The following is a 12198-nucleotide window of genomic DNA, read 5'->3' on the forward strand; positions in this document are numbered from 1 at the left end:
CTCCACATAATACGATTCCATTTTCAAGCACCTTATACAGAAAATAGAAGTTACATTTATAGTAATAAAATACAGGAAATTTGTCATCTAATAGATGCCAAAAAATAGCTAAAAAGAAGGATAAAAAGCATGCGTTTGGTTAAACTTCAAATAAATTTTGTCAGCAGCAAAAGTGACAAACTTGACTTTTCTTTAAATTGAGACTCGCAATGATAACGCTTTAAAATTTAAAATGTAGAAACATTATTCTAAAAAAATAAAAGGGGTGAACACAATGGCAGAATCAAATGTTAAAGTAAAAATACAGAGATTCGGCAGTTATTTAAGCGGAATGATTATGCCAAATATCGGCGCATTTATTGCGTGGGGACTCATCACTGCGTTATTTATACCGACTGGTTGGACACCAAATGAAGCTTTAGCAAAACTAGTGAATCCGATGATACAATATTTGTTGCCGCTTCTAATTGGTTTTACCGGCGGGCGCATGGTGTATGATCTGCGCGGAGGAGTTGTTGGTGCAACCGCAACGATGGGAGTAATCGTTGGAGCGGACATTCCCATGTTTTTAGGTGCCATGATAATGGGGCCTCTTGGTGGGTATATTATAAAGCAAGTGGACAGGCTGTTCCAAGGAAAAGTTAAATCCGGATTTGAGATGCTTGTCAACAATTTTTCAGCTGGTATTGTCGCCGCTATTTTAACGATTATTGCTTTTTTAGGAATCGGCCCGATTGTCTTAACTTTGAGCAGCATTTTGGCAGGTGGAGTTAAATTCATTGTCGATGCCAACCTGCTTCCGCTCGCAAGTATATTTATCGAACCCGGAAAAGTGCTGTTTTTAAATAATGCGATTAATCATGGAATTTTAAGCCCGCTCGGAATTGAACAAGCAGCAGAAACAGGCAAATCCGTTTTATTTTTGCTTGAAACGAATCCAGGGCCAGGTCTAGGAATTTTGCTTGCCTATATGCTGTTTGGAAAAGGAAATTCTAAACAAACTGCTCCTGGTGCAGCCATTATTCACTTTTTGGGCGGAATTCACGAATTTACTTCCCTTATATTTTAATGAGACCATTATTAATTTTAGCTGCTATTGCCGGCGGAGCGAGCGGAGTGTTAACATTCTTACTTTTTGATGCCGGACTTGTGGCAGTGCCTTCACCGGGAAGTATTATTGCATTAATGATTATGACTCCAAAAGGACATTATATAAGTGTGTTGGCTGGTGTTATTGTTGCAACTGCTGTTTCATTCCTCATCTCAAGCATCATCTTAAAAGCAGCGAAAGCAGACAGCGAGGAAGACTTATCAGCAGCAGCAGAGAAAATGCAGCAATTAAAAGGTAAAGAAAGCAAAGCAGCAGAAATGCTCACAAATCAAGCGCAAAAAGACAGCGGAGATGCCGAGCTGCAAGAAAATGAATTAGACAATGTCCAAAAGATTGTTTTTGCTTGTGACGCAGGCATGGGATCCAGTGCAATGGGCGCTTCCATTTTGCGAAACAAAGTCAAAAAAGCTGGGTTAAATATCGAAGTAACAAACACTGCCATCAACAATTTGCCTGATGACGCAGACATTGTATTTACACATAAAGATTTAACAGATAGAGCAAAAGCAAAGCTTCCAAATGCAACACACATTTCTGTTGAGAATTTCTTAAACAGCCCTAAGTACGATGAACTGCTAGAAAAATTAAAAGATCAGTCATAAGCAGATTGCACAACTGTGCACTTTAAAAGGGGTGAATTCCATGTACTTGCGGGCGAGAGAACGGGAAATCATCGAATTAATGCTGCAGGAGGACCGACACATTTCCACAAAAGAGATCGCTGAACGATTAAACGTCAGCTCAAGAACAGTTCACCGGGAGCTTAAAAATATAAAAAAAGTGATAAAAAAATATGGTCTTTATATTGACAGCCTGCAAGGAAAAGGAATTCGCTTATTCGGTCCATCGCTGCGGAAACAAAATTTATTAAAAGATATCCGATCTGGAGAGCACACAGACTTTAGCCAAGAAGAAAGAAAAGTGCTTATCCTATGTTCACTTTTAGAGGCCAGCGAGCCTCTAAAACTGTTTACACTAGCCGAAAAATTAAACGTCACTTCTGCAACCGTAAGCAATGATTTAGATCAAATCGAAGAATGGATTGCTCAATTTGATTTGAAGCTCATCCGAAAAAGAGGATACGGAATAGAACTCATCGGACCAGAAAATGGAAAGAGGGCTCTCCTTGGAAACATTATAATGGAGAAATTGGATGAAAAAAGTTTTTTGCAAGCAATTGAAAGGCAGATAAAAGAAGAGAAAAATGAAAAAAGGGAAAAAATTTTTGAAATCATTGATGAAGAAAAAATAAAAACGGTTGAAGGAGTACTTGAAAAATTTCGGCAAACCATTTTATTTTCTATTGCGGACAGTGCCTATATTGCTCTTGCAGTCCATTTAATGCTGGCAGCGGAAAGAATCCAAAAAGGCGAAACGATCGATATCGATCCTCAAGTTTTTCAAGAATTGAAAGGCACAAAAGAATTTGAATCCGCCCGCATGATCGTCAAAGAATTGGAAAAAGCCTTTCAGGTCAAGTTTCCTGAAGCGGAAATCGGCTATGTCACGACTCATTTATTAGGAGCGCGCAGAAAAGAAGATAAAGATTTTTCCTTCTTTGATGTAGATGTAGACATTTCAAGAAAAGTCCATGAGCTCATTGAATTTGTTTCCAACAAAACCGGCTTTCCCTTGACAGAAGATCAATCTTTATATCAAGGGTTGGTGGCCCATTTTGTCCCTGCTATTACACGTTCAAAAGAGAAGATTCATACGCACAATCCTCTGCTGCAACAGATCAAAACAAAATTTTCCGCCCTTTTCGCGTCTGTCGAAGAAGGGGTAAAAAAAATCTTTTATGATCTTCAGTTATCAGAGGATGAAATTGGCTTTCTCGTACTGCATTTTGGCTCCGCTTTAGAATCAAAGATGGAGAATATTTCGCTGCAGGGATTAGTTGTTTGCCCCAGCGGAATCGGTTCTTCCAAAATGCTGGCAACGAGACTTCGCAAGGAATTTCCTGAAATAGAAAACATTCATATTGCTTCTCTTATTGATTTAAAAAGGCTGGATGTCAGCCAATACGATATTATTATTTCAACTACCGATCTTCCGTATCGTCATGTGCCATATATTACAGTTAACCCGCTGTTAAATGAGCATGATATCGCCAAAATAAAAAGATACATGAATGAAAAGCTGACAGAATTCAAAAGAATCGAAAACAATGTTCCGGGCATTCCTTTCCGGAAAAATCCATCAAACGATATGATTCACATCATCGATCAATTTTTTGAACTGGGCGATATTATCAAAACAGTTTTGCTCCATTTCAATGTGAGCTTGCTGGAAAATACAGGACAGCATAAAAAAAATCTTTTGGAAATCGCCCGCACATTGCATAAAGAAAAATTGATCACAAATGATGAATCCGTTGCGAAGAAGCTTTTGGCGAGAGAACAAAAAGGAGGATTGGGAATTCCCGGGACAAAAATTGCTTTATTTCATTTAAAAGATGAAGAAGTATTGATTCCTTTATTTCGTATTTATGATTTGGACAAAGCGGACAACGTCCTCGGAATGGACGGAAATGCGATGGAAATCAGCCGGATATTGCTGCTTTTAGCTCCTGAACAGCTAACTCAAAATAAGCTGGAAATATTAAGCCAAATCAGTTCAGCTATTATTGAAAGCAAAAGCAGTTTAACACTATTTGAAAACGGAGATGAAACAGCCGTCTATCATAAGCTGAATGTGATTTTCCATCATTATATGAAAGAAAAATTTTTTAATTGGAGTGAGTGAGATGAAGCCAATACTAACAACTGACAACATTGTTTTAAATGCAAAGGTGTCCAATCAGGAGGAAGCTATTAAATTAGCCGGAAAGGTACTTGTTGAAAACGGGTATGTGAATGAACACTATATCACTAAAATGCTTGAAAGAGAGCGAATCACTTCCACATACATGGGGAACCATATAGCTATTCCACACGGAACAGACGAAGGAAAAAAAGACATTTTAACATCAGGTATTTCCATTATTCAAATTCCTGAAGGCGTAGAATATGGAGAAGGCAACATTGCTAAAGTAGTGTTCGGAATTGCCGGAAAAGACAACGAACATTTGGAGCTCTTGTCGAAAATCGCCATCCTTTGCTCAGAGGAAGAAAATGTTGAACGTATAATCAATGCAGCAACCAAAGAAGAATTAATCAATTTATTCAATGAGGTGGAATAAACATGATCGCTTTGCAGTTCGGCGCTGGAAATATAGGAAGAGGATTCATCGGCGCTCTTCTCCATCAAGCTAACTATGAAATATATTTTCTTGACGTGAATGAAAATCTAATCTCTGAGCTAAATAAAAGAGGAAGTTATATCATCGAATTAGCCAGCGAAAAAAAAGAAACAATCACCGTCACAGGTGTAAAAGGAATTAACAGTGCAAAACAAACTGACAAAGTCATCGATCTCATTTGCCAAGCTGACTTAATTACAACGGCTGTCGGTCCAAATATTTTAAAAATCATTGCACCGACAATCGCTTCAGGACTTAAGGAACGATTTAAACAGTCAGTCCAGCCTTTAAACATTATTGCATGTGAAAATATGATCGGCGGCAGCCAATTATTAAAAGAAGAAGTGGACAAATCGCTTACAGATGAAGAAAAACAAAAATTGGATCAATATGTTGGCTTTCCTAATGCAGCTGTCGACCGCATCGTTCCATTACAAACCCACGAGGACCCTTTAAAAGTTTCTGTTGAACCATTTTTTGAATGGGTCGTGGAAAAAACAGACATAAAAGGAAGCTTGCCAAATATTCAAGGAATCACCTATGTCGACGACTTAAATCCATATATTGAGCGCAAGCTATTTACTGTCAACACTGGACATGCTACTGCAGCTTATTTAGGCTATTTCAAAAATATAGAAACAATCGACAAAGCTGTATTGGACCCGTTTGTCCGCCCAATTTTAGAAGGCGCGCTAGCTGAAACCGGCGACATGCTGGCGAAAACTTATCATTTTGATCGTTCCGAGCATCAAAAATATATCGATAAGATTCTCTCTAGATTTGAAAACAAACAAATTTCCGATCATGTCACTAGAGTAGCCAGATCGCCTATTCGCAAGCTTGGCGCAAACGACCGATTAATTTTACCCGCAAAAAGATTAATGGAATTCGGGCAAAAACCTGAAAATCTCGCAACAGCCGTAGCAGCTGCGCTATTGTTCGACTATAAAGAAGACCAAGAGGCAGTCGAATTGCAAGAAATCATTAAAACAAAAGGAGCAGCTGCAGCTTTGAAGCAGTACAGCCAGCTTGACGAAAACGACCCGTTAACAAAACTAATTCTTGAAAAATATGAACAGCTCATCAAATTGAAATAATGTAAGCAGGATGGTTCATTCTGCCTGTTTAAACACGGGGCTGTCTAATAAGTCGTTTTTTGGCTTATTGACGGCTCCCTTTTATGTTTTAGAAATGTTGATATATCGATGTTTATGATTTTTTGTTTTCAATAGGGATTTGACTTTCTGGACAGCCCCTCAATCGAATGCAATGAACAAGAAAACGTATTAATCAAACAACCAATAAGAAGGCTGACTCAACATCGCTGAAAAGCAATGTGTTGAATCAGCCTTTTACTTTTGATTTCTCCGATGCTCTCGCCATGAATTGGAATATATGATAGGAAGATGCTGCGCTTTTTCCAAGGAATATACGTAAACAAAACCTTCTATATTTTGCCTGCTATCCTTGACCCAAACACGCTCATACTCATTATTCGGCCGGCCTTCTAAAAAATCCTCCAGCAAATCCATTTGCCTTAATCCTTCTTCTGTCACAATGAGCCATTCACCGGCAACTTCGTCTTCTCCTTCATCAAGAACAAGCGCTGGATAATCTCCTACATCATACAGTCGGCCTTTCACATGCCCCTTTTTGCAAGAGATTAAATAGGGCTCTACAACATGATGATTTGCTTCGCCGACTAACAACGTTCCATACACAAAAACTTGATAAAGCATGGCAGCTCACCTCAAAAAGTTTAATCCGGTCAGTGAACATCGACACGTCAGTTGAAAAGAGCGATTTCCCACCTCAAAAATTCATAGCCGGTCAGCGGGACTATGAAAGCTAGTATGTAAAAAAATTTATTCCTAGGCGGCAAATCAATTGAAAAGAGCTACCGCCCCCACCTTAAAAAACATAACCAGCTAAGCAAGACCATGAAAACTGACATGTATAAAAATTTGTTCCCTAAGCGGCAAATGCACCGATAAACTAATTGAAAAGAGCTACTACCGAATAATTTTCATAATCATCCGATTCAATACTTCGGAAAACACTAGTCCCATGGCGATAGCTCCTGATATGATAAAAGCTTTAGCTGCTAGTTCAATCGCCGTAAAATAGTCTTGCTCGACTACATGGCGCATGGCATCATACGCAATCCCTCCTGGGACAAGCGGAATAATACCTGGAACAGAAAAAATGATGATCGGCGCTTTATACATTTTCGCAAACAAGTGACTAATGAAGGCAACAAGAAGCGCTGAAATAAATGCAGCGATAATTAAATCCATCTTAAAATGAATCAAGAATAAATACGAAAGCCATCCAACTGCTCCCGCAATTCCACATGCAAATAACGTCTTTTTTGGTACATTAAAAATAATTCCAAATGCAAATGCTGCAATAAAGCTTGCTGCAAGTTGTGACAGCATGACAACAATCCTTTCAATTAATAAATCGATAAAACAATGGCAATTCCTGACCCGATCGCAAAAGCTGTTAAAAACGCTTCAGCTCCCTTTGATAATCCAGCCACTAAATGTCCTGCCATCAAATCGCGGACAGCATTTGTGATATGCAGCCCCGGTACAAGCGGCATGACAGAACCGATAATAATTTTATCTAAATCTATCCCGATGCCCAGCTTCACCTGCCAAATGGCTGTAAATCCAATGACAAACGATGCTAAGAACTCTGAAAAAAATTTAATTTTAGCAAAACGATGAACATAAACTAAAAATGCAAAACCTAAACCGCCTGAAATCATGGCAGGAACAAAATCTGCCCACTTTCCTTGAAACATGATTAAAAACCAGCCGCTCAAGATGGAAACAGAGGTCAATTGCAGCCAAACTGGATATTCAGGTTTTGATTCGTCTATTTGTTTCAGTTCCAACAAAACTTCATCAACAGATATTTCACCCTGCGCCATCCTTCTAGAAATGTTGTTCACCATCGCAACTTTATTTAAATCTATTGTCCGTTCCAGCACACGTACAAGTTTTGTCTGTTCCATTTCGTCAATGGAAAATATAATTCCAGTGGGCATAGCAAAACAATGAGACTGCTTTACACCAAGCGATGTAGCCATCCTCTGCATCGTATCCTCAACGCGGTACGTTTCCGCTCCATTTTCTAGCATAATTTTACCAGCTAGCAAACAGGCTTCAATAATCTTGTTGGAATTTAATTGCACGCTAATCTCTCCAATAAACTTCATTTCCTATTATTATATCCAAGTCTTTTGGTAAGTGAATGGCAAAACGATTCAGCCTTTTATAGGTCTTTAAGTATTAAATCTTAGCACCTCATCGACCAAATGCTCAAGCTTTTTCTTCTGATCAATTTGGGACATCACCGCGTAAATCAGCGCTCGCCGCGGAACAGAAGATTGCAATTCTTCCTTTAGAAAGGATAGCAATTCCTTTTGCTCCTCATCTGCCGATTTTTTTATTTTATCAATTTGATTGAAAAGGGATTCCTTTTTCTTTTTCCGATTCAAAGCCTCTTCCGGCTCCAGCCTTTCTACTATATCCGGATCAAATAGCTGATCCTTCGCTTTCACAACATTTTCCGCTATTTTTTCAATTCTTCTCAACGAATAAGCGATTATGCTGTTAATTTCTATTTCTGCTCCGGCAGTGACAGCGAAATGAATGGCGTTTTGAACCATTCCATACAACAACACGGCCAAATCAACCGAATACGGACGTATTTGTTCCCCGAATACTTCTGCAATCCTCTTCTGTGCCCAGCAAAGTTCATCAAAATGATACTGCTGCACCAATCCTTTAAGCTCTTCATCTTCTGACATCAGCACACCATAAAACAGAGCGAATAGTTTATTTTCTTTACTGATTTCCATCTTGACTTGAATTTGTTCGATAAACGCGTTTTTATCGTTTGCTTGCCTGCCAGCCAACACTTCCATTCTCCGCTGATCTGTTTCCATTTTAATCTTTTCAAAAATACTAATTAAAAGTTCTTTTTTCGATGAGAAATAATTATAAAATGTCCCTTTCGATATCCCGCTTTTATCTAAAATATCTTGAACTGATGTTCTCACAAATCCCTTTTCAACAAAAAGAGTATGCGCCGCTTCCATTACTTGTCTTTTTCGATCGTTCAATTTGACTGCACATCCTTTATGATTGAACTCAAAAATAAAAGTTATTGTTGATTTTTTTATACTATCAGTATATATTATTATTATCTTTTATAACAACAGTATAAAATAATATACTATAAGTACAAGGAGGATTCTCGCTTGACCAATCATGAAACATTAAACAAACCGCCTTATGGGATGATTGCCATTTTATTTGTTGGTGCCTTTGTGTCTTTTGTTAACGAAACGTTTCTAAATGTTGCACTTCCATCCATTATGAAGGATTTTGAAATATCTCCTTCATCTGCGCAATGGCTGTCAACAGGCTACATGCTGATTAATGGGATTTTAATTCCTGCCAGCGCATTCTTGTTGCAAAAGTTTACGAATCGCCAACTATATATTACAGCAATGGGCTTGTTTACAGCCGGTACGGTGTTAGCTTCACTTTCGCCGACATTTGGCGTGTTATTGGTTGCAAGAATGTTTCAAGCGGCCGGTTCAGCGATCATGGCTCCCTTATTAATGAATGTCATGCTTGTCGCTTTTCCTGTTGAACGACGCGGCACAGCAATGGGATTTTTTGGACTAGTGATGATCACTGCGCCAGCGATAGGACCAACGCTATCCGGATGGATTGTTGAGCATTATTCATGGCGCACACTGTTTGACATCGTTATTCCGATCGCTGCTCTCACACTCATCCTTGCAATCTTTAAATTAAAAAACATTTTGCCGCAAAAACAAATATCTTTGGATATTTTATCGCTCATCTTATCAAGCATCGGGTTTGGCGGCATTTTATACGGGTTTAGCTCCGCCGGGGAAAAAGGCTGGGATTCCGTTCATGTATATGGAACCATTATTGTCGGAACGATCAGCTTAGTCTTATTTATTATGCGGCAATTAAAAATGGAAGAGCCTCTTTTGCAATTTCGAATTTATAAATATCCGATGTTCGCCTTATCATCCGCTATTTCGATCATTCTTTCGATGACGATGTTCTCAGCGATGCTGCTTATGCCAATATATATTCAGACAATTCGCGGGATTTCACCTTTTGATTCCGGACTTTTAATGCTGCCGGGAGCAATCATCATGGGAATTATGTCGCCGATAACAGGAAGGCTTTTTGATAAATTTGGCGCTAGAGCGCTCGCCATTATCGGCTTATCTATTACCATTTTTACAACATACGAATTCAGCCACTTAGCAATGGATACATCCTACAGCTTTTTAATGCTTATGTACTCATTAAGAATGTTGGGAATGTCGATGGTGATGATGCCTGTCATGGCAAACGGAATCAATCAGCTGCCGCAAACTATGAACCCGCACGCTACAGCGATGAACAACACGTTGCAGCAAGTTTCAGGAGCTGCTGGTTCAGCGCTGCTGGTCACGCTCATGCAAAACAAAGCAGAGTCGGAAGCGGAGCGATTGGCTCAAGCCGCAGCGGGTGATCCAGCAAAAATGGCCGATATCATGAATGAAGCAATGCTAAATGGAATCAACTTTTCTTTCAAAATATCAGTGTTAATTGCACTGATCGCCCTCGTTCTCACTTTCTTTATCAAACGGGCAAAACCAGAAGGAGAAACATTTTTAAAACAATCCGCATCATAAAATAGAAAGCCTCTAGACGAAGTTCATCAGTCTAGAGGCTTTTTCATTCAAAATATCTAGATTTTCCAGCCGGAATTAAAAGGCAGCTTCAACAGCAGCTGAACATTTCATACCTATTTACTTATCATCAACCCTCTTATAATCAAAAAGCTGCAGAGACTGCTTCAATAATATGTTCTGCATCAGCAGTTGACATCCGATACAGTTACCCCATTTTTCTTTTGAAATCGCCTTGCCGCATGGAAACAAATAAGGCTTGATCCGACAATATATTTAACCCGTTATTTTCTCGTGTAGCCGAAGCATTCAATTTTTTCTGCGGATTTACAGCGCTTCCCAAACAGCGGCGATTCCTTGTCCTCCGCCAATACATGCAGATACAGCGCCATATTTTTTGTTTCGCCTTTTTAATTCATAAATAAGAGTTGTCGTGATTCTTGTTCCGCTTGCAGCAAGAGGATGTCCTAGCGCAACGGCTCCCCCATTTACATTACCTATTTCAAGATCAAAGCCTAATTCTTTTTGGCATGCTAAATATTGAGCAGAGAAAGCTTCATTGATTTCAATTAAGTCCAAATCAGAAATCGTTAAATTTGCTTTCTTTAATGCATTTTGAATAGCAGGAACCGGACCGATCCCCATATACTTCGGTTCTACTCCTACAACATCCCAGGAAACAAGGCGGGCAATCGGTTTTAACCCTTTTTCTTCTGCATAATCACTTGATGCAATGACAACAGCTGCTGCTCCATCAACCATACCGCTTGCATTTCCCGGCGTGACAACACCATTTTCAATAAATCTAGGCTTTAATTTACTAAGCTGCTCCATGCTCGTATGGCGGATATGTTCATCTTGATCAATAATGATGTCTCCTTTTTTCCCTTTCACAGTAACCGGTACAATTTCTTCTTTAAAATACCCTTTTTCTCTCGCTGCAATCGCACGCTCATGGCTAGATAAAGCATGACGGTCAATTTCTTCCCTCGTTAAATTATATTTGACAGCTAAATTTTCAGCTGTTTCAGCCATTGTGCAGCCGCCATACGTATCATATAGTCCATCCCATAACCAGTCTTCTACAACAGGCGAACCTAGAGGACTTCCCCATCTCATACCGCGAATGACATGCGGTACTTGACTCATATTTTCCGTGCCGCCAGCCAGCACAACATTTGCTTCTCCCGTTAAAATGTAGCGGGCGCTTGTTAGGATTGCTTCAATCCCCGTCCCGCATAAACGATTAATCGTTACGGCAGGAACTTCAATCGGGGTGCCGGCTTTTAATCCAACATGTCTTGCTAAAATGTGTGCATCTCTGCTTGATTGCTGAACGTTTCCAAACACAACATGATCAATTTCATCAGGCGAAATATTAGATTTTCGAATAGCTTCTTTAGCCGCAAATGCACCTAAATCAGTCGCAGTAGTATTTCGAAATGATCCAGATATTTCAGCAAATGCCGTTCTTGCTCCTTCCAGCAAAACGATATCTTTCATTTTATTCACTCCTCTAAACATTTCGGTATTCCAACAGTTCCTTTGCATGTATCAAATATTTCTGATGCGTTAGTGTATAAAAAAACGTTTTCATTTATCAGAATAATGAAAATTATTTACACGCTCATTATAAAATTACGAAAATTAAATAACAATGTTAAAAATACTTAAAAATCAAAGGAGAATTCAGCAAATTTGCGTATAGATGAACAAGCCGTCAGGTAAAGCGGCTTTTCAAAACAACTGCTGGATTGTTAATAAGGTAAAAAATGGAATGATGTCAAAATAAGTTGGGGTGAATATTTTCGATCATTTGATGAAAGTATGATGGTTTAGTATTGGATCTTGAAGAATTAGAGATACATTATATTCTAGAAAAAAAGAATTAATTATTAAACCACTCTGGAATGTACAATTTAAAAATGGTAGAAACCCGGAAAAGAAGATGGCAGCTTATCTTATGGTACTAATCCGGACGTGTTGTTTTTAAAAACCAATCATCGAATATTACATTTCTCGCTTTAGGAAAAGGACAGGTCATTTTTATTTTCTGGTTGTTTGATTATTTTTATGGCGCTTTCTTTATATCTCTTTTCCAGCTTGGTT

At 38.9% G+C, this 12198-nt stretch carries 9 protein-coding genes and 1 pseudogene; 5 read left to right on the forward strand and 5 right to left on the reverse strand.

The window, feature by feature from the left end; genetic code table 11:
* Window positions 1–274 precede the first annotated feature (274 nt).
* The 4 genes and pseudogenes from NST97_RS10460 to NST97_RS10475 all read left to right on the forward strand — a co-directional run bounded on the left by NST97_RS10460 (window position 275) and on the right by NST97_RS10475 (window position 5449).
* Window positions 275–1713: pseudogene (locus NST97_RS10460) on the forward strand (PTS mannitol transporter subunit IICB).
* A gap of 40 nt (window positions 1714–1753) precedes the next feature.
* The gene (locus NST97_RS10465) at window positions 1754–3856 is read left to right on the forward strand and encodes a BglG family transcription antiterminator (protein ID WP_341343201.1); all 2103 of its coding nucleotides are present in this window, start codon (window positions 1754–1756) and stop codon (window positions 3854–3856) included.
* Between the two features lies 1 nt (window position 3857).
* The gene (locus NST97_RS10470; RefSeq protein WP_341343202.1) at window positions 3858–4292 is read left to right on the forward strand and encodes a PTS sugar transporter subunit IIA; all 435 of its coding nucleotides are present in this window, start codon (window positions 3858–3860) and stop codon (window positions 4290–4292) included.
* Window positions 4293–4294: 2 nt separating this feature from the next.
* A complete protein-coding gene (locus NST97_RS10475) occupies window positions 4295–5449 on the forward strand; it encodes a mannitol-1-phosphate 5-dehydrogenase (RefSeq protein WP_341343203.1) in 1155 nt (384 codons plus the stop codon).
* A 255-nt stretch (window positions 5450–5704) separates the two neighbouring features.
* On the opposite strand, the gene NST97_RS10480 is transcribed toward NST97_RS10475, so the two are convergent.
* The 4 genes from NST97_RS10480 to NST97_RS10495 all read right to left on the reverse strand — a co-directional run bounded on the left by NST97_RS10480 (window position 5705) and on the right by NST97_RS10495 (window position 8487).
* Window positions 5705–6091 (reverse strand): gamma-glutamylcyclotransferase family protein, encoded by a 387-nt coding sequence (locus tag NST97_RS10480; protein WP_066250059.1) that lies wholly within the window; start codon window positions 6089–6091, stop codon window positions 5705–5707.
* Between the two features lie 273 nt (window positions 6092–6364).
* Entirely contained in the window at window positions 6365–6790 is a 426-nt protein-coding gene (locus tag NST97_RS10485; RefSeq protein WP_341343204.1) for a threonine/serine exporter family protein, read from the reverse strand.
* A 17-nt stretch (window positions 6791–6807) separates the two neighbouring features.
* Window positions 6808–7578 carry a threonine/serine exporter family protein gene (locus NST97_RS10490; RefSeq protein ID WP_445684596.1) on the reverse strand — a complete coding sequence of 257 codons (771 nt, stop codon included), beginning with the start codon at window positions 7576–7578 and terminating at the stop codon, window positions 6808–6810.
* A gap of 66 nt (window positions 7579–7644) precedes the next feature.
* Window positions 7645–8487: a TetR/AcrR family transcriptional regulator gene (locus NST97_RS10495; protein WP_144598416.1), complete on the reverse strand. Its 843-nt coding sequence runs from the start codon at window positions 8485–8487 to the stop codon at window positions 7645–7647.
* Window positions 8488–8664: 177 nt separating this feature from the next.
* Here NST97_RS10495 and NST97_RS10500 point away from each other — a divergent pair, with 177 nt between their 5' ends.
* Window positions 8665–10092 (forward strand): DHA2 family efflux MFS transporter permease subunit, encoded by a 1428-nt coding sequence (locus tag NST97_RS10500; protein ID WP_341343550.1) that lies wholly within the window; start codon window positions 8665–8667, stop codon window positions 10090–10092.
* Window positions 10093–10416: 324 nt separating this feature from the next.
* On the opposite strand, the gene NST97_RS10505 is transcribed toward NST97_RS10500, so the two are convergent.
* A complete protein-coding gene (locus tag NST97_RS10505) occupies window positions 10417–11592 on the reverse strand; it encodes an acetyl-CoA C-acetyltransferase (RefSeq protein ID WP_339210423.1) in 1176 nt (391 codons plus the stop codon).
* Window positions 11593–12198 lie beyond the last annotated feature (606 nt).

The sequence above is a fragment of the Aeribacillus sp. FSL K6-1305 genome, from assembly GCF_038050115.1.
GTDB lineage: Bacteria > Bacillota > Bacilli > Bacillales > Aeribacillaceae > Aeribacillus > Aeribacillus composti.

Excerpts from the sequence above, each read along its gene's own strand:
- NST97_RS10465 (WP_341343201.1), top strand. The coding sequence starts at position 1,754 with ATGTACTTGCGGGCGAGAGAACGGGAAATCATCGAATTAATGCTGCAG.
- NST97_RS10470 (WP_341343202.1), top strand. The coding sequence starts at position 3,858 with ATGAAGCCAATACTAACAACTGACAACATTGTTTTAAATGCAAAGGTG.
- NST97_RS10475 (WP_341343203.1), top strand. The coding sequence starts at position 4,295 with ATGATCGCTTTGCAGTTCGGCGCTGGAAATATAGGAAGAGGATTCATC.
- NST97_RS10480 (WP_066250059.1), bottom strand. The coding sequence starts at position 6,091 with ATGCTTTATCAAGTTTTTGTGTATGGAACGTTGTTAGTCGGCGAAGCA.
- NST97_RS10485 (WP_341343204.1), bottom strand. The coding sequence starts at position 6,790 with ATGCTGTCACAACTTGCAGCAAGCTTTATTGCAGCATTTGCATTTGGA.
- NST97_RS10490 (WP_445684596.1), bottom strand. The coding sequence starts at position 7,578 with ATGAAGTTTATTGGAGAGATTAGCGTGCAATTAAATTCCAACAAGATT.
- NST97_RS10500 (WP_341343550.1), top strand. The coding sequence starts at position 8,665 with ATGATTGCCATTTTATTTGTTGGTGCCTTTGTGTCTTTTGTTAACGAA.
- NST97_RS10505 (WP_339210423.1), bottom strand. The coding sequence starts at position 11,592 with ATGAAAGATATCGTTTTGCTGGAAGGAGCAAGAACGGCATTTGCTGAA.